This window comes from Paenibacillus sp. P36, from assembly GCF_045866505.1.
GTDB lineage: Bacteria > Bacillota > Bacilli > Paenibacillales > NBRC-103111 > Paenibacillus_E > Paenibacillus_E chondroitinus.
The window spans coordinates 504237-529184 of sequence record NZ_AP038372.1; the positions used below are offsets into that span (position 1 = coordinate 504237).

29 protein-coding genes are annotated in these 24948 nt (G+C 48.1%); 22 read left to right on the forward strand and 7 right to left on the reverse strand.

From position 1 onward, the window contains the following. The first annotated feature begins 7 nt into the window (after nucleotides 1-7). The 4 genes from ACKTT9_RS02365 to nadE all read left to right on the forward strand — a co-directional run bounded on the left by ACKTT9_RS02365 (nucleotide 8) and on the right by nadE (nucleotide 2820). Nucleotides 8-895 carry a prolipoprotein diacylglyceryl transferase family protein gene (locus ACKTT9_RS02365; RefSeq protein WP_407870344.1) on the forward strand — a complete coding sequence of 296 codons (888 nt, stop codon included), beginning with the start codon at nucleotides 8-10 and terminating at the stop codon, nucleotides 893-895. Continuing rightward, nucleotides 892-1284, forward strand: coding sequence for a DUF3905 domain-containing protein (locus ACKTT9_RS02370; protein ID WP_407870345.1), 393 nt, complete (start codon nucleotides 892-894; stop codon nucleotides 1282-1284). Before ACKTT9_RS02365 ends, ACKTT9_RS02370 begins: the two co-directional genes overlap by 4 nt. A gap of 133 nt (nucleotides 1285-1417) precedes the next feature. Beyond that, nucleotides 1418-1855 carry a BrxA/BrxB family bacilliredoxin gene (locus ACKTT9_RS02375; RefSeq protein ID WP_315954941.1) on the forward strand — a complete coding sequence of 146 codons (438 nt, stop codon included), beginning with the start codon at nucleotides 1418-1420 and terminating at the stop codon, nucleotides 1853-1855. A gap of 155 nt (nucleotides 1856-2010) precedes the next feature. Further along, complete coding sequence (gene nadE / locus ACKTT9_RS02380) at nucleotides 2011-2820, forward strand: ammonia-dependent NAD(+) synthetase (protein WP_127455021.1); 810 nt, start codon at nucleotides 2011-2013, stop codon at nucleotides 2818-2820. 78 nt (nucleotides 2821-2898) lie between these two features. Here the strand turns inward: nadE and ACKTT9_RS02385 are convergent, their stop codons facing one another. Continuing rightward, nucleotides 2899-3876, reverse strand: a complete 978-nt coding sequence (locus tag ACKTT9_RS02385; protein ID WP_407870346.1) for an aldo/keto reductase family oxidoreductase — start codon at nucleotides 3874-3876, stop codon at nucleotides 2899-2901. Between the two features lie 239 nt (nucleotides 3877-4115). On the opposite strand from ACKTT9_RS02385, the gene acpS reads away from it, so the two are divergent. Continuing rightward, complete coding sequence (gene acpS, locus ACKTT9_RS02390) at nucleotides 4116-4502, forward strand: holo-ACP synthase (protein WP_407870347.1); 387 nt, start codon at nucleotides 4116-4118, stop codon at nucleotides 4500-4502. A gap of 5 nt (nucleotides 4503-4507) precedes the next feature. Here the strand turns inward: acpS and ACKTT9_RS02395 are convergent, their stop codons facing one another. Then, nucleotides 4508-4951, reverse strand: coding sequence for a c-type cytochrome (locus ACKTT9_RS02395; RefSeq protein WP_407870348.1), 444 nt, complete (start codon nucleotides 4949-4951; stop codon nucleotides 4508-4510). Nucleotides 4952-4955: 4 nt separating this feature from the next. Further along, nucleotides 4956-5519: a hypothetical protein gene (locus tag ACKTT9_RS02400; RefSeq protein ID WP_326062886.1), complete on the reverse strand. Its 564-nt coding sequence runs from the start codon at nucleotides 5517-5519 to the stop codon at nucleotides 4956-4958. Nucleotides 5520-5618: 99 nt separating this feature from the next. On the opposite strand from ACKTT9_RS02400, the gene mutY reads away from it, so the two are divergent. Then, the gene (mutY, locus tag ACKTT9_RS02405; protein WP_407870349.1) at nucleotides 5619-6740 is read left to right on the forward strand and encodes an A/G-specific adenine glycosylase; all 1122 of its coding nucleotides are present in this window, start codon (nucleotides 5619-5621) and stop codon (nucleotides 6738-6740) included. Nucleotides 6741-6761: 21 nt separating this feature from the next. On the opposite strand, the gene ACKTT9_RS02410 is transcribed toward mutY, so the two are convergent. From ACKTT9_RS02410 to ACKTT9_RS02420, 3 genes are all read right to left on the reverse strand, one after another. Further along, nucleotides 6762-7445 (reverse strand): Crp/Fnr family transcriptional regulator, encoded by a 684-nt coding sequence (locus tag ACKTT9_RS02410; RefSeq protein WP_407870350.1) that lies wholly within the window; start codon nucleotides 7443-7445, stop codon nucleotides 6762-6764. Nucleotides 7446-7650: 205 nt separating this feature from the next. Beyond that, on the reverse strand, nucleotides 7651-8262 hold the full coding sequence (locus tag ACKTT9_RS02415; protein ID WP_157323446.1) for a superoxide dismutase: 612 nt from the start codon (nucleotides 8260-8262) through the stop codon (nucleotides 7651-7653). Between the two features lie 87 nt (nucleotides 8263-8349). Further along, a complete protein-coding gene (locus ACKTT9_RS02420) occupies nucleotides 8350-8556 on the reverse strand; it encodes a hypothetical protein (RefSeq protein WP_407870351.1) in 207 nt (68 codons plus the stop codon). Between the two features lie 169 nt (nucleotides 8557-8725). Here ACKTT9_RS02420 and ACKTT9_RS02425 point away from each other — a divergent pair, with 169 nt between their 5' ends. Genes ACKTT9_RS02425 through ACKTT9_RS02435 form a run of 3 tightly spaced genes read left to right on the forward strand, consistent with a single transcriptional unit; the run spans nucleotide 8726 to nucleotide 12506 of the window. Beyond that, entirely contained in the window at nucleotides 8726-10282 is a 1557-nt protein-coding gene (locus ACKTT9_RS02425; RefSeq protein ID WP_407872942.1) for a spore germination protein, read from the forward strand. Next, the gene (locus tag ACKTT9_RS02430; RefSeq protein ID WP_407870352.1) at nucleotides 10282-11391 is read left to right on the forward strand and encodes a GerAB/ArcD/ProY family transporter; all 1110 of its coding nucleotides are present in this window, start codon (nucleotides 10282-10284) and stop codon (nucleotides 11389-11391) included. Before ACKTT9_RS02425 ends, ACKTT9_RS02430 begins: the two co-directional genes overlap by 1 nt. Then, nucleotides 11391-12506 carry a Ger(x)C family spore germination protein gene (locus ACKTT9_RS02435; RefSeq protein ID WP_407870353.1) on the forward strand — a complete coding sequence of 372 codons (1116 nt, stop codon included), beginning with the start codon at nucleotides 11391-11393 and terminating at the stop codon, nucleotides 12504-12506. Before ACKTT9_RS02430 ends, ACKTT9_RS02435 begins: the two co-directional genes overlap by 1 nt. 42 nt (nucleotides 12507-12548) lie before the next feature. Here the strand turns inward: ACKTT9_RS02435 and ACKTT9_RS02440 are convergent, their stop codons facing one another. Next, nucleotides 12549-14423, reverse strand: a complete 1875-nt coding sequence (locus ACKTT9_RS02440; protein WP_407870354.1) for a PAS domain S-box protein — start codon at nucleotides 14421-14423, stop codon at nucleotides 12549-12551. 203 nt (nucleotides 14424-14626) lie between these two features. Between ACKTT9_RS02440 and ACKTT9_RS02445 the strand changes: the two genes are divergently transcribed. The 13 genes from ACKTT9_RS02445 to folE all read left to right on the forward strand — a co-directional run bounded on the left by ACKTT9_RS02445 (nucleotide 14627) and on the right by folE (nucleotide 24896). Beyond that, nucleotides 14627-15997 (forward strand): TrkH family potassium uptake protein, encoded by a 1371-nt coding sequence (locus ACKTT9_RS02445; RefSeq protein WP_407870355.1) that lies wholly within the window; start codon nucleotides 14627-14629, stop codon nucleotides 15995-15997. A 71-nt stretch (nucleotides 15998-16068) separates the two neighbouring features. Then, the gene (locus ACKTT9_RS02450) at nucleotides 16069-16563 is read left to right on the forward strand and encodes a hypothetical protein (RefSeq protein ID WP_407870356.1); all 495 of its coding nucleotides are present in this window, start codon (nucleotides 16069-16071) and stop codon (nucleotides 16561-16563) included. After that, nucleotides 16544-17056 carry a hypothetical protein gene (locus ACKTT9_RS02455; RefSeq protein ID WP_407870357.1) on the forward strand — a complete coding sequence of 171 codons (513 nt, stop codon included), beginning with the start codon at nucleotides 16544-16546 and terminating at the stop codon, nucleotides 17054-17056. The genes ACKTT9_RS02450 and ACKTT9_RS02455 overlap by 20 nt, the downstream gene beginning before the upstream one ends. Nucleotides 17057-17232: 176 nt before the next feature. Continuing rightward, entirely contained in the window at nucleotides 17233-18435 is a 1203-nt protein-coding gene (locus ACKTT9_RS02460) for an MFS transporter (RefSeq protein ID WP_407870358.1), read from the forward strand. A gap of 248 nt (nucleotides 18436-18683) precedes the next feature. Continuing rightward, nucleotides 18684-19115 (forward strand): GNAT family N-acetyltransferase, encoded by a 432-nt coding sequence (locus ACKTT9_RS02465; RefSeq protein ID WP_127455051.1) that lies wholly within the window; start codon nucleotides 18684-18686, stop codon nucleotides 19113-19115. Between the two features lie 142 nt (nucleotides 19116-19257). Then, complete coding sequence (locus ACKTT9_RS02470) at nucleotides 19258-19812, forward strand: DUF402 domain-containing protein (protein ID WP_157323431.1); 555 nt, start codon at nucleotides 19258-19260, stop codon at nucleotides 19810-19812. Next, on the forward strand, nucleotides 19813-20418 hold the full coding sequence (lepB, locus tag ACKTT9_RS02475; RefSeq protein ID WP_407870359.1) for a signal peptidase I: 606 nt from the start codon (nucleotides 19813-19815) through the stop codon (nucleotides 20416-20418). It abuts the gene before it with no gap. Between the two features lie 47 nt (nucleotides 20419-20465). Further along, the gene (queG, locus tag ACKTT9_RS02480) at nucleotides 20466-21659 is read left to right on the forward strand and encodes a tRNA epoxyqueuosine(34) reductase QueG (RefSeq protein ID WP_407872943.1); all 1194 of its coding nucleotides are present in this window, start codon (nucleotides 20466-20468) and stop codon (nucleotides 21657-21659) included. Continuing rightward, on the forward strand, nucleotides 21656-22219 hold the full coding sequence (locus ACKTT9_RS02485) for a methylated-DNA--[protein]-cysteine S-methyltransferase (RefSeq protein ID WP_407870360.1): 564 nt from the start codon (nucleotides 21656-21658) through the stop codon (nucleotides 22217-22219). Before queG ends, ACKTT9_RS02485 begins: the two co-directional genes overlap by 4 nt. A gap of 15 nt (nucleotides 22220-22234) precedes the next feature. Continuing rightward, complete coding sequence (locus ACKTT9_RS02490; RefSeq protein ID WP_407870361.1) at nucleotides 22235-23266, forward strand: HD-GYP domain-containing protein; 1032 nt, start codon at nucleotides 22235-22237, stop codon at nucleotides 23264-23266. Between the two features lie 90 nt (nucleotides 23267-23356). After that, nucleotides 23357-23566, forward strand: a complete 210-nt coding sequence (locus ACKTT9_RS02495) for a YneF family protein (protein ID WP_127455063.1) — start codon at nucleotides 23357-23359, stop codon at nucleotides 23564-23566. A gap of 133 nt (nucleotides 23567-23699) precedes the next feature. After that, complete coding sequence (locus tag ACKTT9_RS02500) at nucleotides 23700-24278, forward strand: TetR/AcrR family transcriptional regulator (RefSeq protein ID WP_407870362.1); 579 nt, start codon at nucleotides 23700-23702, stop codon at nucleotides 24276-24278. 9 nt (nucleotides 24279-24287) lie between these two features. Then, entirely contained in the window at nucleotides 24288-24896 is a 609-nt protein-coding gene (gene folE, locus ACKTT9_RS02505) for a GTP cyclohydrolase I FolE (protein WP_407870363.1), read from the forward strand. The last annotated feature ends 52 nt before the right edge of the window (nucleotides 24897-24948 follow it).

Below are 24948 nucleotides of genomic sequence, written 5' to 3' on the forward strand. Positions count from 1 at the left end.
CGATAAGATGCCGGATGTATTTCAGTTAGGGCCATTGCAGCTGCAAGGGAAGCTGGTAGCGGTGCTTTTGGCATGCGCTATAGGCTTATGGTTGATTCGGAGAGCGGCGCGGCAAGTACGCAGTGGGGAAGAGGCCTCGATGACTAAGTCGATGGATGATATCGTTTTTGCTGGTGCAATCATCGTATTAATTGCATGGAAGCTTGGCATTATCTTCACACAACCCTCGATACTCTGGACAAGTCCATTGAAACTTCTTATGGTAGTAGGTTCTAGCACAGAAATAATGCTTGGACTGCTATTGGCAGCTGTTTATATGTACGTTCAAATAAGAAAACAGCGGATACCGCTATACGTTTTTCTAGATATATTGGCTACTGGTCTGACTGCGGCCGTATTTGTATATTGTGCGCTGATCCCGGGATACGGATTGCCGACTACATGGCCATGGGGCATTCGTGTGGAAGGTACGATATCGCGTTTTCATCCTTTTCACGCCTATGTATCGTTGCTGCTCCTCCCTTTGCTTATTTGGCAGATTGGGTATGAGGAGCGTCGGAATCGCTTCGGGAGCGGGATTTTACTGAAGTACTCACTGATGTACGGAGGTGCGGTAGGGATGTTTGCTAGTTTTTTTGCCGCTGAGAAGCCGGAACTGCTTTATTTAAGCTTGGCGCAGCTGATCTTTCTTTTCATGATCGTAGTTGGAATGCTTCTACCTGCTTTGGCACATAATACTGGCAGAAGGGAGCTGAGTGCAATGAGTCAAAACGATTCCAAGACCCAAATCCAACAAGAGCAGCAAAACAAAGAGCGCGAGAAGTCGCAATCAGGTGCAGGTAAAGAGGGTTTCGTGGACAAAAAACTGGACGGACCCAACCGGCCATCGACATGAGCAAAGATCTGAAGAAGGCAGCCCAATCCGCTAAGGAACAAAGCAATCTTGATCCTTTCGAGATCGATTTTCTCCCGCAATTTGAACAGGGGCGCGGTCCGCATGAGGCGTTCGTGAACGAACATGGTGTCGTCATCGGCGATCATGAGTATGAATCAGACAACTCCCCGCTGGAGCAGTGGACGGCTGAGACCGATCCCGAAGTCATGGCAGGCGATGAATGGGTTCACCCGTATAAGGACATTGGCTTTCAAAGCGCCGAGAATCGCGACTATTTCGAAAAAGGCATCGTGCCGCAAAGCGGGATTTTCACGCATCCGGATAAAGATGTTTCCTTTGAGCCGGGAGAGGCTTCTAGTACGAGGAAAAAGGATGAGGCGGAAGCTTAATAGCTTTCGCTTTATTTCTATTTGTGTGAGAAGCCGGCTATAGGTACTTTGCATTCACCGCCATCGGATGTATAATATAAGTTGTAACGATTACGTTTTGAGAGTAACTATTAAATCCTAAGGGGTGGAACATATGGCAATGTCTTTTGATTCTTACATGAAAGATATGGTTAAACCGATGAGAGAAGATTTGACTCGTCTGGGAATTACGGAGCTTCTGACTCCGGAGCAAGTGGATGAAGTGATGGAGAAATCCAAAGACGGCACTATGCTGCTGGTTATCAATTCCGTTTGCGGATGTGCAGCAGGCCAATGTCGTCCTGGGGTAGCCAAAGCGCTTCAAAACGATACACTGCCAACGTACACATACACGGTGTTCGCAGGTCAAGAGAAGGATGCAACAGCGAAAGCTCGTGAATATTTGGCACCATACCCGCCATCATCCCCATCCATCGCATTGTTCAAAAATGGTGAGCTTGCTCACTTCATCCAACGTCACCAAATTGAAGACCGTTCCGCTGACATGATCGCAGGCGATTTGATCGGTGCTTTCAACCAATATTGCAAATAAGGAATAATGACTCGCTATTGCAGCTGATGCATGGCGGGTCTTTTCCTTTTTATGGGCAGAAAAATGCGATTATTCTTTGAAATTTTGAGAGTGAAAGTCTATACTAGATTTCAAAGAAGGTTGGTTTTTACACTGTAGAAAAGGTGGAGAGAGGCATGAGTTTGCAAGCAGAAATTATCGCAAAGCTTGGCGTTAAGCCGGAAATTGATATTGACGAAGAAATCCGCAAACGTGTGGACTTTCTGAAAAATTATGTACTCGGCGCGAAAGCCAACGGCCTGCTGATCGCAATCAGCGGCGGAATCGATAGCGCTGTAGCGACGGGTTTGTGCAAGCAGGCGACGGACGAGCTGACTGCGGAGAAAGGCACCGAGTACAAGACGGTCGGCGTGTTTCAACCCTATGGTCAACAAGTAGATATCGAAGATAGCTACGCGGTGGCCAAAGCATTCGATTTGAAATATCAAATCGAGAACAATATTGAAGAAGCAGTCGACGAAATCGCCATTGAAGTTGAATACGGGCTTAAACATATCGGGGTTCACCAGCATGTGAGCCGTGGCGGCAAAGGCAACATCAAAGCGCGCACGCGCATGGTGATGCAGTATGCTCTTGCTTTTGAACTTGGCTTAATCGTTGTGGGCACAGATCATGCCTCCGAAGCGATTACCGGATTCTTTACGAAATATGGCGACGGTGCCGTCGACATTACACCGCTTAGCACGCTGAATAAGAGGCAAGTGCGAGCTCTTGCAGCGAAGCTTGGCGTTCCACAAAGCGTGCTGGATAAAGCCCCGACCGCAGGTCTATGGGACGGCCAGACGGATGAGAACGAGCTTGGCATTACATACGGCGATAACAGCGACTACTTGGAAGGTAAGCAAATTGATCCGGCTGTGCAAGAGAAGCTGGAGAAGCAGTATCTCAAAACGGAGCATAAACGTATTCCGATTCCGGGTATTTAAGCCCGTTAATCAAAACCCCCGGCCTTGTCAGGTCGGGGGTTGTTTGTTTATGGGAGAGTGAGTGCCGCACCTACGAACCTACGGAACGCGCACACCGCGTGAGCTTTCGAGCAGCGTATACCACTCTTCGCGTGTCATATTTTCAGATACGCGAAGCGCATCTTGGCAAGCATGGATACGCTCGACAGATGAAGTGCCGATGACCGGCTGAATGCGAGCCGGGTGCTTCATTAACCAGCCAAGTACGATGGCTTCCAAGCTTGTTTCTTGCTCGGCAGCCAGTTTCTTAACGAGGGCAGCCGTTTTTACGATGTTATCGGGCGCATCCTCCAAAACTTTGCCAGAGAAGATGCCTTTGGCCAGCGGGCCCCAAGCCTGGATTTGGATGTCCGCCATCTGGCAGTGCTCCAGGATGCCATCGGCGAAATTGACGCCTACGCCCGCTTTTTGATTGACAAGGATGCCTTGTTCAATCCAGTCCAGGCGAGCCAGGCTCAATTCCAGCTGGTTGACCACAAGCGGCTCCGGCAAGGAATTTTGAATAAAGCGCATTTGCGCAGCGGTCATATTGGAAACGCCGAAGTGGCGCACTTTGCCGGCAGAACGCAAAAGATTAAAAGCTTCTGCGATTTCTTCAGGTTCCATAAGCGGATCTGGGCGGTGAAGCAAGAGAACATCCAGATGCTCCACGCCAAGACGGCTTAGAATGCCATCGACTGCGGGAATCATGTGATTTTTGCTAAAATCAAAGCGCTGTGGATTCACATCATCCTGGAAACGGATGCCCACTTTGGATTGAAGGATGATTTGATCGCGAAGATCAGGTCTTTTCTTCAGGACTTCGCCGAAAACAATTTCCGACTTTCCTCTTTTATAAATATCAGCATGATCGAACATGGTGATGCCAATGGAAAGCGCAGCTTCTACAGCTTTCTCAGCAACGATATAATCTTCTTTGGTCAAAGGAGCTGCCGTCCAGTCCCCGCCAATGCCCATACATCCAAAAGCAATTCGGCTGTTCGATATTCCACGTTTTTCAAGTGGCATGATTCTCATTTATGTAGGCCTCCCAGCTTTTCATCTATGTCCAGTATACGCCTAGTTCCTGCGTGGCATAAGAACTGAAAATAGGGTAACTTACTTACCTGGAAGTAACTAGAAGTCTTTTGAAAGTTTCCCGGAAGCTAGCTAATTGCCCACTGATAACCCCTGAAAGCAAACAGTCCCCTTGACCATGAAGAGTGAATCGTGTACAGTGGACGCAAAACGCAGCAGAAAAGTGGTGCTCACGAGCGATGATTATTGGCGTCGGAACGGATTTGGTGGAAATTGCGCGAGTGCGCAAGATGCTGGAAGGTTCAGCGGGTGAAAGGTTTCTGGAGCGGATTATGACGCCTCCGGAGAGAGAGCTTGCGCAAAAACGCCGAGGGCGGTTAGCGGAGTTTGCTTCCGGCCGTTTTGCGGCCAAGGAAGCGATTGTCAAAGCGATCGGCTGCGGGATCGGCAAGCAGATTGGCTTTCAGGATGTGGAGGTGCTGCCCGATGGACTGGGCAAGCCGGTATGCCACGTGCGCGAGGAAGCGCTGCAGCGGGCAGGCTTAATAGGCAGCCTGCGCATCCATATCAGCATTACGCATACGGAATCGATGGCTGCCGCCTATGCGATTGTAGAGCAGCTCTAAGGCTGCTATTTTTTGGAGCTGAGCCAATCGCTCAGCTGTCCGATTTCATCCTCGGACAACTTCGTGCTGTAAGCGGGCATGCCGCCGCCGCCGTTTTTGATCTGGCTCGCGATCTGTTCTTTGGTCATTTGGCTGCCGACCTTTTGCAAATTGGTCTTGGCGCCGGCCCTGCCAGCCAGATCGACACCGTGGCAGCTGATGCACTTGTTCGCTGTGAAGAGCTCCTGCGCCTTCACGAACGCAGGGTTGCTCTCGCTTGCTGCGGTGGCGGCCGGAGGCTTCGGTGTGGCTTCGCCACTGGAAGCCCCGCCGCATGCAGCTAACGCGAGCACCATCGGCGCAAGGACGAGTGCGCCGATTCTCCATCGCCATGCTGTGCGCAGCATGGTTTCTTTGTTTTGCCTCATAGTGGGTGTCCTCCTATTTGCCGCTGAATGTATGTCTTGCACTTTCCTAGCTCTGCCGCCCCCAAACGCGCAGCATATATCCGCATACAACGAGGCTGATACCGCCCATGCCCTCGAGGATGACGGCGGAATAGCCCAAATACCAGACACCCATCACAGCGGACAAGGCGAACAGCCACAGTCCCAAATAAATCAAAGGTCTGCCTAGCAGCAGCCCGAACTGTACAAATCCAATTGCGAGAATGAAAGCTCGCAGCACAGGGGCGAATAAAGGTCCGATAGCGCCAATGGCCTCAAGCAAAGCGATAGCGGCAATCAACATCACGCCTGGCAGCAACAGCAGAGCCGGATGCCCCCAGCCGCTTTGGTCCTGTAAGCCCTCTCCGTCAGCGCGGAAATCCTTCCGCAGACTCCATAACTGCACCAAGCTCGCTACGACAGCGGTAAGGAGGGCGGCTTGTTTTAACCAGTCCAGGTCGCGCCAATAGATCGCAATATCCATAAGCGCACTGAACATCCACTCCGCGCCCCAGATGAAGAGCAGAGGGAGGAGAGCACGCGCTTCGCCGATCCATAATTTCCTTTTATGTACTTGCTTCTCGTTTTGCATACATTCACCTCTAGTTTTATGTTCCGCAATTCTCGTATAATGGACTCATGTCCATTCATTCATTATAACTGGAACGCGCCCTATAGAGAAGGAGAGCTCATGTACAGTCAAGAACAAATGCTTTATTTTTCCGAAAATTTACTGGATTGGTACCATACGCACAAGCGTGATTTACCATGGCGAAGAAGTAAAAACCCTTATTATATATGGATTTCCGAAGTCATGCTGCAGCAAACCCGAGTGGATACGGTTATTCCTTATTTCCATCGGTTTATTGATCAATTCCCAACGGTAGAAGCCCTGGCGACTGCACCTGAGGAGAATGTGCTGAAGGCCTGGGAGGGATTAGGCTATTATTCGCGTGCAAGGAATCTTCAAACTGCGGTGCGTGAAGTGCACGAGCGATATGGCGGCATCGTTCCGCAGACGAAAGAAGAGATTTCATCGTTAAAAGGTGTCGGTCCCTATACGTCTGGAGCGGTACTAAGCATTGCCTACAATAAGCCCGAGCCGGCTGTAGACGGTAATGTCATGCGCGTATTGTCGCGTTATTTTCTCATTGAAGAAGATATTATGAAGCCGGCGACTCGGACCCGAATGGAGAAGCTGGCGCGCGAGCTCATCCTGGAAGGAACGGCGAGTGATTTTAATCAAGCATTGATGGAGCTTGGGGCTATGGTATGTACGCCCCGGTCGCCGCACTGCTTAACGTGTCCCGTCATGGCCCATTGCTCTGCGCGTGAAGCCGGGATGGAAGAAGGCTTGCCCATCAAAAAGAAAGCCAAACCGCCTCGTCCTGAGCTGCGGGCAGTGGCTTTGATCGAAGGTACGGGTGAGAATGAAGGCAAATGGCTGATCAGACAGCGTCCGCAGGAAGGATTGTTAGCCCGTATGTGGGAGCTGCCGCATGTGACGTGGGAGCCGGAGGGATGGCTCTCTGACGGTGAGAACAAGGATGTGCTGCGCAAAGCGCTTGCAGACCAAGAGCAAATCATGATCCAGCCTGGCGAGTGGTTCATGGATACGGAGCATATTTTCAGCCATATTGTCTGGAAAATGAAAGTATTTCGTGCCAAGCTCACCAGCTTGAGCCACCCAACCAACGGGGGAGAATGGATCCCGTTCCATTATCGCTGGGTAGGCCCAGATGAGCTGCAGCAGTATGCCTTCCCGAATGTGTTCATTCGGATTATGAAAGAGTGGCAGGAGAGCAACGAGTAAATGCTCCCTGATCCACGGATATTAGCGAATTTCGGCTTTAATCGCTTCCACATTTCTTAATGTGATTAACTTTTTATCAATTTGTATGAGGTCGTCGTCCTGGAGCTCTTGCAGCACCTTGGTAACGGACTCCCGTACAGTGCCCACCATATTGGCGAGCTGCTGATGCGTCAATTTGACATTAATCAGAAGGCCGTCCTGTGCAGGGATGCCATGCTGCTCGGATAGGCGAATAATGGTTTTAATAATGCGTGAACGCACGCCAAGAAACGTCAGATCATAGATCTGGTCATTGGCCTGACGCAATCGGCCCATCGTTGTTTCCAAGAGCTTTAGGCATAGCCTAGGGCTCTTCTCCATGTATTGCACGAAGGAAGTGCGCTTCAGCGCATAAAGTGTGCAGGCTTCCAGCGTCTCAGCGGTTGCCGATCGGGTAAGACCGGCGCTAATCAGAGACATCTCACCAAAAAAATCCCCGTCCCGAAACAAAGCCAGAATGATCTCCTTGGCTTCATCCAACCGATATATTTTGACGACACCCGATTTGATAAGGAATAACTCCTCGCCTGCATCGCCTTCTAAGAATAGAATGCTGCCCTTCTTCACTTTTTTTTCAATAAACAAAGGCGCGATGCCTAATAAATCAGCTTGTGAGAGTTCTTGGAAAAGAGGAACATTTTGAAGTAGGGGGACGATTGATTTCACAGGGCTCTCAACTCATTTCAGGATAATATTGGTTACCGTTATCGTACTACTTTCCCGAAAAACCGTAAACAATTTCCACCATTAATAGTCCCAAAGGAGGATGTCCAAGGATGTCCCTAGGTCGCCACACAGGGGTCAAATGAAAAAAAAGAGCTGCCCTCAAGTAGAAACATCTACTCGATGGACAGCTCCTTGTATGGCTAGCTTATTTCGCAGCGTCGTAACGCTTGCCAACTTCAGCCCAGTTCACAACGTTCCAGAACGCTGCGATGTAGTCAGGGCGTTTGTTTTGGTAGTTCAGGTAGTAAGCGTGCTCCCAAACATCAAGACCAAGGATTGGCGTTTCGCCTTCCATGATCGGGCTGTCTTGGTTAGGCAAGCTGTATACTTTCAATTTGCCAGCTTTGTCAACAGCTAGGAAAGCCCAGCCGGAACCAAAGCGTGTTGTTGCTGCTGCAGCGAAGTCAGCTTTGAATTTGTCAAAACCGCCAAGCTCGCTCTCGATAGCTGCTGCAAGCGCGCCAGTAGGTGCTCCGCCAGCGTTTGGTGCGATAACTTCCCAGAACAGGGAGTGGTTCGCGTGTCCGCCACCGTTGTTGCGAACAGCAGTGCGAATATCTTCAGGAAGGCTGTTCAGGTCAGCGATCAGGTCGTTAAGGGATTTATCGTGCAGAGCTGGATGCTTGTCCAAAGCTGCATTCAAGTTCGTCACGTAAGCGTTATGGTGACGATCGTGGTGAATTTCCATCGTTTTTGCATCGATGTGTGGCTCAAGTGCATCGTTCGCATAAGGAAGAGCTGGTAGTTGATGTGCCATTGTATAAATACCTCCTAAAATTATGTAGATTCAACTTCTTCATTATGAAGGAATTTCGATAATAAAGCAACATCTATGTTTACTAAGTCAGACGCCGCGACGTTGAATTTCCTGAATGATTTGACTGTGGATATGGGTGCCCTGCTCATTAAGCCAAGGGGATAAGTCGCTCATTTGCCTGTGGCTGCTCTGGAGTTCAATCTCCGTCCATTCACTGGGCTTCATTGTGCTAAGTACTTGGAAGTCGCGGATTTTCCGCGGATATTCTGAACTGGATTCCTCGTGGGTAGACATGGTTTCACCTCGCATTCCTCCTATAACATCCGAAATTTTTCCACCTTTTATACATGCCTAATCACAAAAAGCTGATTTTCACTGGCCCCGAAAAAAAGTCGTGAATAATCCGTGGAAATTCAAGGGAAAATGAGACGAGAAGATTGGATGAGGTAAGAGGGTGTACATGATGAGTTTTGTTCGCCGATTATTTCGCTGGACGAACCGGATATTCATTCAAGGGCCCGAACCGGGGCAGAACAATCATTTCACGCCAGGGAGCAACTCGCTGCATACCACTCTTACAGAGAATGTAAAGTTACTGCAGACGCTTTTTAACAAAACACCAGATTTGGTCGTCCGTACCTTCACTTATAAACAAATGGATAGCCAAGCGGCACTTGTGTACCTGTCCGGACTTGTCGATAAAAATGCAATCAACAACAACGTCTTGCGCCAGCTCATGTTTCACCATGCGGATACAACAGAGGGCGAACTGCCTGTAACGCTTGGACTTATGAGCACGATAGCGACATGGGAGCAAATAGAGACCTCTATTTTGCACGGATATAGCGTCCTCTTCGTTGATAGGCTGCCACATGCCTATGCCATGGATACGCAGGGCTGGCCGCAAAGGGCGATTACAGATTCGCAGATCGAGGCTTCATTAAAAGGAGCTCATCAAGGATTTGTCGAAACGGACGCTCAAAATATTGCGTTAATTCGCCGGTATATTAGCAGCACGGAGCTGAAAATCAAGGAGTATTATATAGGCCAAAGAGCGAAAATCAAGGTTTCACTTTTATATTTAGAGGATGTTGCGTTGCCCGAGCTTTTGCAGGAACTGGAGAACAGAATTACGGGGTTAAATGTAGACTGCATATTAAATACAGGAGAACTTGCCGAACATATCGAGGATAACTCCTTCTCCTTGTTTCCGCAATTTATTACGACGGAACGGCCCGATACAGCGGCCTCCCAAATTTTGCAGGGAAGAATTTGCGTTGTGCTCGATCGTTCGTCCAGCGTATTGGTTGCACCCATGAACCTGGTGTCCTTTTTTCAAGGCATTGATGACTACAGCATGCGTTGGCCCGTGGCGACCTTCCTTCGGCTGCTGCGCATATTGGCCTGTTTTGTGGCTGCTTTCCTGCCGGGGATCTATATTGCCTGCATTTCCTTCAATCATGAAGTAATTCCTCTAGATCTTATTTTATCTATCGGTGAGTTTAGAGCTGTTGTTCCATATCCGCCGCTTATTGAAGCCTTAATCATGGAGATTATGCTCGAAATGCTTCGTGAAGCCGGCATTCGCTTGCCAGCTCCCGTAGGACAGACGGTAGGCATTGTAGGCGGGATCGTTATCGGGCAAGCGGCTGTTCAAGCGGGCATCGTCAGCAATCTTATGGTCGTAATCGTGGCCTCTACGGCGGTGGCTTCTTTCATCCTTCCCAACTATGACATGGCCTCGTCCATTCGGTTAATCCGGTTTCCTATGATGATTATTGCATCCATTTTTGGCATTGTCGGAATCGTAGCCGGGTACATGGTTTTGATTGCGCACCTCATTAATTTAAAGTCACTTGGCCAGTCCTACACCTCACCGCTTGCCCCCATACGCCCAGGGGATTGGAAAGATGGTTTTGTACGTCTGCCACTGTGGAAGATGATTATGCGCCCCCAAAGCGTTAGAACTCTTCAGAAAAAGAAGATGACCTCAAAACGGGCAGAAGGTGATGACAGCTAATGCCACAAACAGAGAATACCTATGAAAATAACAAAATAACACGCTTACAGTTTATCTTTTTGATTCATGGGATGCAGGTAGGTGTAGGCGTGATAACGATGCCATCCACTTTGGCAGGAATTAGTGGGACGGATGGGTGGATCGCGATTTTTGGGGGCTGGGTATGTTCGGTTGTGGCGAGTCTGGCTATGATCCAAATCATGAAAAAATATCCTGGCGGGACCGTGATCCATCTGGTAAGGCATTACTTTGGCAAGTGGTCCGGTACCCTTTTGACCCTCATTATTGCTGTCTACATGATTCTGTTCGCCTATTTAATTTTTGACCGAATGGCTCTGATCATTAAAACTTGGATTATGCAGCAATCTTATACTTATGTGCTTATGTTGTTATTTGTTGTGCCGGCCTTTATGGTCGTAAAGGGAGGCGTTCGAAGTTTAGGACGCTTCGCAGAAGTCGTGATTTTAAGCACTGTATGGATGCCGTTCATCCTGTTATATGTATTTAAGGAGGCAAATTGGATAAACCTGCTTCCGGTTCTAAAAGAGGGTTGGATGCCAGTTTGGCACAGTGTAAGCTCAACGATCCTCTCCTTTTTGGGTTTTGAAGGAATCATGTTTTTTTACCCTTATTTGGAAAATAAAAAAACAGCTTCCGCCAACGTGGTAATCGCTAATACCCTAACACTTGCGGTTTATTTATTTGTGACGATCATTTGTTTTGTTGTCTTCAGCCCAGATGAAATCACCCAATATCAACTAGCGCCGCTTTCCGCTGCCAAAATCATCGAATTTCGTTTTCTAGAGAGGTTCGATATTATTTTTTTATCCGTCTATACACTCCTCATTTGCAAAACGTGGTTTCCTGCACTTCATATTGCCGTGCAATGCACCGAGCAATTGATTGCAAAAGGGAAAACGAACGCACATATGATCGTTCTGTTGGCAGGGATGATCGCAATCACCTTCTTTTGGGATCTGAGTTGGCATGAAAGTAAAGTTTGGATCGCGTATTTTAATCAGCTTGGAGTGGGTGTAGCGTACTTGCTTCCCTTTGTTCTATGGGGACTCCTTATCATGAAGAATTGGATCGTGAGGTGGCGGAATTGATGCGGGTTCGAAGAGCAATCCTGCTCCTTATTGTTGTGCTGTTGATACTTCCAGGATGTGATGATCGGACTGACTTGGAAGACATCTCTCTTCTTCTTATGCTGGGTATTGATCTGGACAAGGACAATAATCTTGTCTTTTATTCTTCAAGTCCTGTATTTAACAAGGAAGCGAAGGAAAAAAATGAGCAAACCAAGGTGTATTCCCCGACCGTGAGAGGAGCAAGAAACGAGTTGGATGCTCGTGTTTCAGCGCTTATAAGTTCTGGTAAGGTCCAAAGTATTCTTGTAGGATCGCGTGTTCTAGAGCACGAGGGATGGCTCAAGATGTTGGACATTTGTTTCAGAGATTCCAAATCGAATATATTGGCGAAAGTTATTGCGGTTGATGGCCCTGTCGAGGACATTATGTTCTTCAAGCCCTTGAATAAACGAAGGCTTCCACTGCATGTGGCTACGCTTATTGATACAGCAAAAGAGAGAAATCTGATTGCAGCGACAACACTTCATAATCTGCACAGTCAGATATATGAAAAGGGAATAACGCCATACTTGCCGCAATTACGCAAAAATAGAGAAATTGTCGCGACGGGGACTGCACTGCTGAATAAGAAAGGAAGATATGTAGCGAAATTGAATACCGCAGAAAATCAACTTTTGCTATTGCTTCAAGGAGGCATAGAAGGAAGTCTTTCGTATTCTGTGCAATTGCCGGAAGAAAGCAAGGACGACCTTTTTTCCGAAGGAGCGGTCACTTTTTATATCATGCATTTCACAAGGAAAGTGAAGGTAACTTATTCACAAGATCAGTTTCATTTTGATGTCTTGTTGAATCTGCCTATTTTTATGACGGAAAAGATATTCACTCTGGATATAGATAAGGAAGGCAAGAAGCTGGAAGAGATGATTACGACTCAGTTGGACAAGCAATTCAAGGAACTCATTGACAAGTTTCAAAAGCACGAGATCGACCCGATCGGTTTAGGCTTGTTCGCACGTGCTCATCAGTATGAAGCATGGAAGAAGGTGGACGATCGATGGGGCGAGGCGTTTGCCAAAGCGGAAGTAAATGTGCATGTAAATACGCAACTTAAGGACGCAGGGGAAGTGAGGTAGAGCAGAAATAGAGCCATCCTGTATGGGCAGAATGGCTCTATTTTAATTAAAGGTCGGAAGGTAAACCTCAACGGTTGTTCCTTCTTTATCTTTGCTGAACACGTTTATCGTTCCGTTATGGCTTTCAATAATCTTTTTGCTGACCATGAATCCAAGGCCTGTTCCTTTTTCCTTTGTTGTATAGAAAGGCTGTCCAAGCTTAGTTATAATGTCCTCGGGAATTCCGCAGCCTTGATCGATAAAGCGGAGAATCAGGCTGTTTTCGTTCTGTGTTTTCACTTGAATGAGAAGGGTTCCGCCAAGTGACATAGCCTCTATGCCGTTTTTAATGAAATTGATGCAAACCTGTTTTAACTGATTTTGATCGCACAAAATCGGGGGAAGATCGGGTTCGCATTCCGTGATAATTTCCACATTACTAAGAATCGCTTGTGATTCCAGCAACGTAGTTACTTGAGATAAAATGTTGCGAATATCTTTACGATCCGATTGGATCAGCTGAGGTTTAGCCAAAATCAGCAGCTCGCTGAGAATCATTTCGATGCGCTCAATTTCTGAGGACATAATCTCATAATACAATTTTTTCTCGGAAACGCCTGATTTCATAAGCTGAACGAAACCTTTAATTGCTGTGATCGGGTTCCGGATCTCATGGGCGATCCCGGCAGCTAATTGACCGGCGATAGAAAGTTTTTCTGAATTAATGAGCATTTGCTCGGCTTGTTTCTTTTCCGTAATATCGTGACACGTGCCAGCGATGCCAATAATATGACCCGTCGTGTCATGAATAGGAGATAACGTTGTGCTCACATCAACGAGCGAGCCGTCTTTGCGCAATCTAACCGTTTCGAAACCGATTACCGATTGCCCGGATAGGACCTGCTCGTGAAGTTCCCTTGTTTGCTGAGCGAGATTTGGTGGTGTGATGGGCAGCAATTGATGGATGATTTCCTCGGACTTCCACTGAAAAAGCTTGTCGAATGCGGCATTGGTTTCAACGACCTTTTCGTCACGGTCAATGACCCAAATCGCGTCCCCATTGTTTTTGATGAAGGATTCAAGTCTTTCCTTGGTCGCGCAGAGCTCATCTTCCGCCTGTTTGCGTTTTGTAATATCCCGGCCGACGGCGACGATTTTTTCGACATCGCCTTCTTCATTGCGAATCATTTTGACCGTCGTTTCAAACCAAACGTAATGGCCCTCTTTATGGCGGATACGACATATAAACATATTGACATCCGGATTATCGAGCAGACAGCGCTTACCCCAAGCAAGCAAATCATCCGGATGCCAGAGATCTATCATTTTGGTTCCTACGATTTCATCCATTTCATAGCCTAGCAAGCTACGTACAGCCGGAGAAATATGACGGGTTAAGCCCTCCGGTGAGGAAATTGAGATAATGTCCAAAACATGATCGGAAATCATACGATACAGCTCATGAATTTGTTCCAAATGTTTCGTCATGCTGATCTGATAGTGGACGTCTTTTTCATAGAGAAGGCGTTCTTTCTCACGCAGCTCGTTTTCCGCCTGTTTTTGATCGCTGATATCAATAATTTGAGAGACGAAAAACGGATGGTGACTCTCCTCATCCTGAGCAAGAGATACAGCCAAGAGGCACCATACAATATGGCCGTCCTTATGAATATACCTTTTTTCCATTTGATAGGAATCCCGTTTGCCAGTAAGCAGTTCAGTCATTAATTGCAGATCAAGGATCAAGTCCTCCGGATGGGTGATCTCCTGAAAAGTAAGGGAGGACAACTCCAACTCCGAATACCCTAGTATGGTGCAAATAGCCGGATTAGCTTTGAGACAGCGTCCATTCAATGAAACAAGAACCATGCCGATCGGAGCATATTTAAAAGCTTGTATAAATAAAGATTCATTTATTAATCTTTGGTCTATGGACATGGACAAAACTACCTCCGCTAAGGGCTTAACTCAAGATTCCAACTGAAGTGTTCTACCAGGAAGGGGGTTATTCCTGCCTATACGGCATTTAAATTAGGCGGAAAGCCGCAGTGCTAGGCGATAATCTCTCTTAATCTGACAGTTCTTTACATTGCTTCTATCAAATTATACAATTGTCGCAAACTCATTATAGGTATGGAGGTATGGGGTTGCTCGCAATGATACATAATTCGAAAAAGAGATTCCGCTTAAGTCCTCCCCAAGTGCTGGCTATCGGGTTTATTTTGATCATTATCGCGGGATCGATTCTGCTGTCTTTGCCCGTTTCCATAGCGGGGGAAGGTCAAATGACATGGACCGATGCCCTATTTATGGCGACCTCCGCCACTTGCGTAACAGGGTTGTCCGTGATTAATACAGGCGCGCATTTATCAACCTTTGGGGAAATTGTACTTATTTGTCTTGTCCAAATCGGCGGTCTTGGTTTCATGACCATGTCCACACTTATTGCCCTCGTTCTGCGGCGGCGCATCTCCTTCCAGGAGCGTCTTATCCTGCAGGAGGCGATGAATCATGAGTCTACGGAAGGAATCGTTCGGCTTGTTCGAAAAGTCTTGATTTACGCGCTCTACATTGAGCTGGCCGGCGCCGTGTTATATGCAATCCGTTGGTCGTTTGAGATGCCTATCGGCAAGGCCGTATACTTTGGCATATTTCATAGCATCTCGATATTCAATAACGCCGGGTTTGATCTATTCGGAAGCATGCCTGACCGGCCGGGAAGTTTGATGCATTATGTCGAAGATCCCTTCGTGAACATCGTCTCTATGCTTTTAGTCATTTTAGGTGGTATCGGGTTTATCGTGATTTCCGATTTGCTAACGTATCCTAAGAATAAAAAGCTTACTCTGCACAGCAAGGTGGTGCTCAGCGCTTCTGCGGCGCTCATCTTTATCGGGGCTATCGTCATTCTTATCTTCGAGTTCACGAATACGCATACGCTGCAGCCGCTCTCCGCGATAGGCAAGCTGCTCAGCTCGCTGCTGCAGTCCGTTTCATCGCGTTCAGCAGGCATTAATACCATCGATATTCCATCGATGCGGCAGGCGACGCAGTTCTTCATCATTATCATGATGTTTATCGGGGCTTCGCCCGGTTCCTCCGGAGGGGGCATCAAGGTAACGACCTTCGTCATCCTTGTCGGTGCGGTGATCGCCATGATGCGGGGCCAAGAGGAAATCGTGCTGTTCCGCCGCCGCATTTCGAAAGATCGGATCTATAAGGCGATTACGTTCACGCTGCTTTCTTTTTCATTGATTGTCATTGCCACCATTGTTCTGACCATAACAGAGAGCTATCCGTTTCTTGGCGTATTGTTTGAGGTCACATCGGCGTATGCCACAGCAGGAATGTCGATGGGATTATCTTCACAGCTGACAGAATTTGGCAAAGTATTTCTTGTTATACTGATGTTCATTGGGCGGCTTGGACCCGTTACACTCGCTTATATTTTGATTCCGCTGCCGGAGAAAGAACATTTCCGCTACCCGGAAGGAAAGATCACGATAGGATAGCTGATTGCATACGGAGCCTTCAACGGGGAATAGTAAGGTAAAACTTTTCCTGATTGGAGGTTTTTTCTAACGTGTTTTTATTAAATGTTTGCACGACCTTGATTGCTGTTGTCGCAGTGGTTTCCTTAGGCAATATGCCAAAGCTTTTTGACCGTTTCGAAAAATGGGTGTACTACATGGTCATCTTAATTGCGATTGAACAGCTGCATTCAGCGATTGTAGATAATTTCAAATTGATACAATTTGCAGAGTCATTCTGGGCCTTTTACTTTTATAAGCTCAATCAAATCCTTATTTTCCCTATTGGCACCTTGTGGCTGCTCGTTCCTATTTTTCAAGCGAATACACGGTTTCTGATCAAAATCCTCTATATAGGCATCTGGTTTTCAGCCTTAACCGGCTCTTATCACTTATTTCAGTTCTTTGGTATTCTGACCTTAACGGGGTGGAATATCGGTTATTCCATGGTCATCTGGTATACCGCTTTGCTCGAGTTAACCTGCTTCTGCTTAGTTTTCAGAAAAATGCTTGGAAAGTGTGATGGCCATGATCCTCTACCCACCTGAACACTTTGATATCAATGAGTGGTTTACCTTGATTTCACTCGCTGTCACCGTAACCATCGCTTTTCTGCTGCCCAAACGTTTCTCTCCCGTTGCGATTACCGTGTATACCGTATTCACCGTTTTTATCTCTCAGTCGGTTGATTCATTGATTGCCGTCAAACCTTTCGATATGTACGATGTCAGTGATAGTTCCAAGTATGAGGTGATGGACATTGTCATTTATTATCTTAACTATCCTCCGTATACCTACATCTTTTTGTATTTTTATGATAAATGGCAATTAAAAGGCGTAGTCCGAATCCTATATGTAGGCGTCTTCTCGGGGATATCCGTGTTTTTTGAATGGTTAGCCTGCCTTTGTCACGTTTTTACGTTTAATGGATGGAAGCTGTGGTACTCACCATTTGTTTATCTTGTCGTGTTTACGCTGTACATCATTGTCCATCATGCGACAGAGAAAGTATTAAGAGGATATGCAGCAAGGAGCCACTGAGTTCATACTGCCTGACGGGGTCTGACCTGTCAGGCTTTTTTGCGTTCTTGATTTAAAATTTCTAATATCGGGAGAAAGATGATAAAATAAGGTTATCGTTTCGCGGTTATCGGGAGAGAGAAGGAGAAATGAACGAGCACTTACGTGCAGAAAGAAGCATTAGGAGGGGAAATGACATGGAATTTTCTTGGAAGCGAAATCTGGTTACATTATGGATCGGCGTTTTTTTCTGCGGGATGGCCTACACCATATCGGTTCCATTCTTGCCGATATTCCTGCACACGGAGCTCGGGATTGATAAAGGGCTCGAAGCATGGTCGGGTATCACATTTGGCATTACTTTTCTAGCGAGCGCTTTAATTGCACCCTACTGGGGATCACTTGCTGACAAATATGGTCGCAAACCGATGCTCATTCGTTCAGGGTTCAGTTTAAGCGTTCTTTATTTTGCGACGTTTTTCGTACATGATCCTTATCTGTTCTTAGTTGTACGCATTCTGCAAGGGCTGCTTGCCGGCTTCGTTCCGGCGTCCATTGCGCTGGTTGCCACGAACACTCCGGAGAAAGAAGTCGGTTATGCCCTTGGCGTCATGTCTACCGCAGGAGCCGCAGGAAGCGTGATCGGCCCGCTGGTTGGCGGATTTGTCAGCCATTGGGTAGGGAATAGGGAGTCCTTTCTGGTCTCCGGCTGTGTCGTCTTGGTGGCGGCTTTCATCGGCCTATTCGGGGCCAAGGAAAAAAACTTCAACCGCTCCGCCGAGCGTTCCAGCGTCTGGGACGACTTGAAATCGGCTGCGCACAACCGATCCTTCATGATGATCCTTGGCGTCACTATGCTGGTGGCTACCTCGGTCATGATCGTTGAGCCGCTGCTTACCATCTATGTGCTCCAAATGGGGGGCACCCAAAGCTCAGCGTCGCTAAGCTCAGGCATCATCTTCTCAGCGGTTGGCGTAGCCACGGTCATAGCCGCTCCTCGATGGGGCAAGCTCGGGCAAAAGCTCAGCTACTCCAAAACACTGTTCATCGGGCTGCTGGGTGGAGGCATAGGTAATCTGCTGCAGTTGGGCACTCATCATTTGCTGGCATTCGGCATATTGAGGTTTAGTTACGGGCTGTTCTTCGCCGCCGTCTATCCGGCGTTAAATGCTTTGATTGTGAAATTTACGGATCCCAGCTTTCGGGGCAGGGCTTTCAGCTTGAACCAATCGGCTACTCAGCTTGGGACGATGAGCGGTCCGATCATCGGCGGCTTCTTGGGCGGTTGGATCGGAATTCCTCTCGTTTTTGCCATCAATGGGCTTGCCCTGATTGGTGTGGCATTTTTCTACAAATATCGCGGTCCGCAAGCGGTTGTTAAAGAGTCGCAAGCTACTTAGCAACTAACATCGATGCCTGACGGAATTTCATCCGTCAGGCTTTTATTTGTTGCAGTTGGCGGAATGCTTAATGCGCAATTTGTTGAAAACGCTTGCATTTAAGCGCTTTCAAGAGGTTTTTAGAAAAAAACAAAGATTTTTGTGAATTTTAACACATTTTCAGCAGGATTCCGTCCTTTTTTGTCGTATTTACTAAATTACCATAAAATTAATCCTAGAAAATGAATAGGGGATTGGGAGAGAACCGTATGCATGTTCGTTCATTTCAGCTTGGTGATACGTCTTCGGTGACATCACTTTTACAGGATGTTTTGTCGGAAATCTGCTATGAAGAAACGATGGAAGCATTTGCTCGTCAACTTTCTTGGGATACGGAGCTTGTGCTGGTTGCACAAGAAGAATCAGAAATCGTGGGCGTGATTATTGGCACCATCGATAACAACAATGGCTATTACTATCGAATTGCAGTTGCCACAGAGTATCAGCGTAAAGGTATCGGAAAAGCTTTGATCGAAGCGATGAAAATGAGGTTCCTCCAACGGAACGTGAACAAAATTATGGTAACGGTAGACGTCCATAATGAAGTCGTACTCCCTGTGTATGAGTCGGCGGGTTATAGTACATCTGATTTTTCGCGTGCTGCGCATCGGTTGAGCATTGTGAAGAAAGTCAGCGTGTAGTCACGGCAGTGACGAGAGTGAAATTGAACAGATTTGAAGCTAGAGAAGCATATCTGTGCCGCCATTGCATTTGGGGGTCAGATATGCTTTTCTATATAATAGGGGAACTTATCGGCAGCTATCAATAGAGGAGCTTTGAGACATGGATAATTTCGCGCCGTATGTGATAAAAAGCTTCAAACATGACGGACATTTACACCGGATGTGGCTCACGAATTGGCGAGTGCCGCCGCACGTCATGCATGCCGACCATCTTCAGCAGGACATGATGGTGTTTATTAACAGCCAGACGAAGATCCAGGAAGCTGACGGGAAGGAATGGGTCAGCCGTATTCCGGGCGTTTCTTTTTTTATTCCAAAGCAATGGTTTAATATTGTTGCCCTTATTGAAGATACAGGGGTCAGATATTACTGCAACGTAGCGTCTCCTATGTATGTGACAGGGCAAGTGCTTACTTATATCGACTACGACCTTGATGTCATTCGAATGCCGGATCGTTCCGTGCATATCGTAGATGAAGATGAATATGAACGCCATAAACTGAATTATCACTATTCAACACTTGTGGAGTCAAAAGTGAAAGATGGACTTGCCGCCATTTTGGAACTGGCAAGTACGGACAAGCCGCCATTTCAAGATGACTTGGTCATGCATTATTACGAACAGTGGGAAAAGCAAAAGAACGGAGGAGCATGAATGAGCTTCTTTGTAGGCCGTAATGAATCCAATCAAGCAGCTTCACAGTCCAGGAATGTCAAACAGACAGAGGTAAAGAGCCTTACCCATGAGCTGTGGGATTGGACGAAATCCATCCTCGTAGCTCTTCTTGTCGTTATTCTTGTGCATCAATTCGGATTTAACTTGTCCACGGTTCGGGGACATTCGATGGATCCAACGCTGCAAGAGGGAGAATGGCTGTTTGTGAACAAGGCAATTACGTACTTCAAATCGCCTAAACGCGGTGAAATCGTCATCCTGAAGGAGACGGAGGAGTATGCTTTTACCCACCATCCTTTTTTGGTGAAAAGGGTGGTAGCCGTTGGAGGCGACGAGGTGAAAGGCCGAGGCGGCGCTTTGTATGTGAACGGCGAGAAAGTCGAAGAGCCGTATACCGACTCGCCCATCGAGGACGGCGATTTCGGCCCGATGCAGATCGGGGAGGGTCGCGTCTTCGTGATGGGCGATAACCGCCATACGGCGGCGAGTGCGGACAGCCGCAGGTTCGGGGAAGTCCCGGCCAGCCTGATTCAAGGCCGGGCTGAGTATGTGCTGTGGCCATTCTCAATGGCCGCAGACCTGTAAGGTAAATACGAACAGATGAAAGAGGTGAGGGTGTTTTGGCGGTTTCCATTGTCGCAGCGTCAGAGACAGAGATTAGAAAATTACAGCAAGAGATTGTGGAAGCCGCGCCGTCCCTCGGTATAGATAAGATCGGCTTCACGTCAGCTGAACCGTTCACAGAACTGAAAGACATCCTTCTCCGTCACCGGGAGAAGGGGTTCGAATCCGGCTTCGAGGAGCCGGATATCGAGAAGCGGGTGCATCCCGAGCTGAGCTTCGACGCGCCGCGGTCGATCATCTCCATCGCGGTCGCGTACCCGTCGAAGCTGGCTAACCCGCCCCGATCCGAGCCAGGGGCGTATCGGGGGATCATTTCTCGCTCCTCCTGGGGGAGCGATTACCATGATGTGCTTCGCGACCGGCTCGCGAAGCTGGAGGCTTTCATCGCGGAGCGCATGCCGGATGCGCGATTGCAAAGCATGGTCGACACCGGCGTGCTGGTCGACCGCGCTGTCGCGGAGCGGTCCGGCATCGGCTGGTCCGGTAAGAACTGCGCCGTCATTACGCCGGAATGGGGCTCATGGGTCTATTTGGGCGAAATCATCACCAATATTCCGTTCAGCCCCGGTACGCCGATGATAGATCAGTGCGGCGACTGCACGATCTGTATCGACGCTTGTCCCACAGGGGCGCTCGTTGGCCCGGGACAGCTCAACTCATCCCGCTGCATCTCCTTCATCACCCAAACGAAGGGATACATCGCAGATGAGTACAAGCTTAAAATCGGCAACCGGCTCTATGGCTGTGATACCTGCCAGATCGTCTGCCCGAAGAACAAGGGGATGAACTGGACGCATCATCCGGAGTTCGAGCCTGACCCTGAGAAGGTCAAGCCGCTGCTGATTCCCTTGCTCACCATGACGAACAAGGACTTCAAAGAGCAATACGGACGCATCGCGGCGTCCTGGAGGGGCAAAAAGCCCATTCAGCGCAACGCGATCATCGCGCTGGGCAACTTCAGGGACAGCTCCGCTGTGCCTGTGCTTACGGAGCTGCTGCACAAAGATCCGCGGCCTGAGATTAGGGCAACGGCCGCATGGGCGCTGGGGCGCATAGGGGGCGACGATGCCGCAACAGCTCTGGACAAGGCCCGAGGGGCCGAGCAGGAACCGGCGGTGCAGCAAGACATTGAGAAGGCGATGACGGCCATCCGGCAAGCGAATCATGCAAGCTCGCAGACAGGGGAGAAGAATCCGACATGACATCTAATCAGCAATCCGCTGCGAACAAATTGATCTATACGGAAGTGGCTACGCCTATAGGCGCGCTTGTTCTCATTACAAGTCCGAAAGGACTTTGCCGTGTTGCTTTCGGCACCATGAGCCAGAATCAAGCGGACCTGCAAGAGTGGACCACACGTTGGTTTGGCAAGGATACGGAGCTCCAGGAGGATGCAGGAACACTTGCGCCAACCGTACAACAGCTGGAGGAGTATTTTAGAGGAGAACGGCTAAAGTTTGATGGGGAATTGGATTTGCAGGGTACGGACTTTCAGAAAAAAGTTTGGACTGCCCTGCTGGACGTCCCATACGGAGAGACAGCTTCCTATAAGCACATTGCCGAGGCGATTCAATCACCGAAAGCCGTTAGAGCAGTAGGCGGCGCAAATAATAAAAATCCGATTCCCGTAATCATTCCCTGTCATCGCATCATTGGTGTAAGCGGCGACTTGGTGGGGTATGCCGGGGGTCTCGACATGAAAATACATTTACTTGATTTGGAACGCGAAGAACGCCCCCATATGAATCCAAAGAATAACTAACCGTGGAGTGATCCTATGAAATATGTACATTTGGATTCCGTTGAGTCGGGTCAATATTTAGGCCGTACGATATTTGCCAGCAACGGTTCGATTCTGCTTTCGGAAGGCGTGCAGTTAACGGTTTTCATGATCAATACGCTCAATCGAATCGGTGTTACGATGATCTACATCAAGGATCCGAACCTGGAAGATGTGGAGATTCCCGAAATCATTTCAGAAGAAACGAAACGTGTCGTTATGCAGCAAATGGGGCAAACCTTCGCGGCGCTCCGATCCGGCAAGGAATTTAACTCCCGTGCTATGAGCATTTCGATCAACACTTTGCTCGACGAGGTGATGAAGAATCGGGATGTGCTCGTCCAACTGACGGACATTCGGACCAAGGATAACGAGATGTATGTCCATGCGACCAACGTCTGCATGATGGCGGTGCTCGTAGGTATTAATATGGGGTTCAATGAGAGCCAGTTGAAAGAGCTTGCCATCGGCGCCCTGCTGCATGATGTGGGGAAAGTTGAGCTCACCTGTGACGATGAGTCGTCTGACAGCAGGAGGCATCATACATGGCGCGGGTTTGAGCTTTTGAAAACCAAGCGCGAATTCAGCTTGCTGATTGCCCATGTCGCCTTCCAACATCATGAAGCATTGGACGGCCAGGGCATTCCGAGAGGTTTGACCAGCGACGACATCCATATTTATGCCAAAATTACAGCTGTCGCGAATATGTACGATAACTTACTCTTCGATACTTCCATGGGACGCCGGATGCTGCCCTACGAGGCATGTGAGCATATGATGGCGCTGGCTGGAACAAAGCTGGATCGAGAGGTTTTGATTCATTTTCTGAAAACTGTTTCCATCTATCCGACCGGGGCTTCCGTCCGTCTATCGAATCGCGAGACCGGCGTTGTTGTCGGTCAGCATCGCGGATTGCCGACCCGCCCGATTGTCAGAATCGTCAAGCAGGATCAGATGGACAGAGAGCTGGATATTAAGGAAATCGATTTGGCAAAACATACCACCGTTTTTATTGAACAAGTTCTATGATTTATGGCCAAGTCATTTGTAAAGCGATGAGTAGAAATGGTATGATAAGGCAAGCAATCTAACCAATCAACACTTGCAGGGGGCAACGTTATGTGGAGTTATCTTATTCCTATTCTCACTTTGATTGTGGGCTTAGTCGGCGGATTTTTTATCGGCGTGTTTTACTTGAAAAAGCAGTTGGAATCCATGCAAAATAATCCCGAGATGCTGGCCAAAATGGCGAAGCAAATGGGCTACAACATGAATAAACAGCAGTTAAACAAAGCGCAGCAAATGATGAAAAACCAAAAGTGGAAATAATAGTGGGGCTCGTGACCCCTTCAAAGGGCTTTGCTGTCTAACCGTACAATCGGAGGACAGCAGGAGCCCTTCGTGTTATAGTCAGGTTTTGTAAAATTAGGACATACCAGTACGATTCAGAGGTGGCTAGTCGATGGCAAGCAACAAAGACCGCATTCTGGAAGCTGCGATGGATCTATTTCATGATCATGGCTACCAAGGAACGGGACTAGAGGACATTTTGTCGAGCAGCGGGGTATGTAAAAGCAATTTTTATTATCATTTTAAAAGCAAAGAAGAACTGGGTTTAAAGGTCATTGAGCGCAAGGTAGATGAAATGCGGCAATCCGTGTTGGAGCCAAGTCTGGGGAATACTAAATTATCGCCAAAGCAGCGCGTGTTGGAATTGTTTGAACGCATGCTAAGCTTCTGTGATGAGAACGAGTGCCGCAAGGGTTGTTTCTTCGGGAATTTGGCGCTAGAGCTTAGCGATTGCTCAGAGGAGCTGCGTAAGCCGCTCAGCCGCTTTTTCAGCGAGATGGAGACCGAGATTGAGGCTTGTCTGAAAGAAGGCCGGAAACAAGGCGAGCTATCCCTGCAGGGGCTAGCCCCAGTCGAGCTTGCTGCACCTATCGTCTCTCTTTGGCAGGGCGGCATGCTGCTTACCAAAACGCATAAGGACAGCAGGGCTATGAGAGATGGGATCAAGGTTTTGACAGTCTGCATGGGTTAAAGGATATGAATGAGGAGAGTGGAGCCATTGGCATCAGTTGAATACAGAAATACGAGAGTAGCTGAGAATCGCGAGCTGATTGAGAAGCATGTGCGCGAAATTTTGCGATTGATCGGCGAAGATGTGGACCGGGAAGGTTTGTTGGACACACCTGCACGCGTAACGCGCATGTATGAAGAAATTTTTTCGGGCTACGACGCAGACCCGCGGGACGTGCTTGGTGTAACCTTTGATGAGCAGCATGAGGAATTGGTGATCATCAAAGATATTATTTATTACAGCCAATGCGAGCATCATATGGCGCCGTTTTTCGGCAAAGTGCATGTTGGCTACCTGCCGAGCGGTAAAGTTGCGGGGTTAAGCAAATTTGCCCGTTTAGTCGATGTCATCACCCGCAAATTGCAGGTGCAGGAGAGAATAACATCCGAAATCGCCGACATTCTCGATGAAGTGCTGAAGCCGCACGGCGTGATGGTCGTTGTGGAGGGCGAGCATATGTGCATGTGCTCCAGAGGGGTCAAAAAGTACGGCAGCGAGACGATCACATCAGCGGTGCGCGGTTCTTTCCGTACGGATTCAACGCTGCGTTCTGAATTTTTATCATTGATTAATAGGTAATTCGTGAGTAAAGGGGTGTGCATAAAGACAAATGTCTTGTGCAGCATCCCTT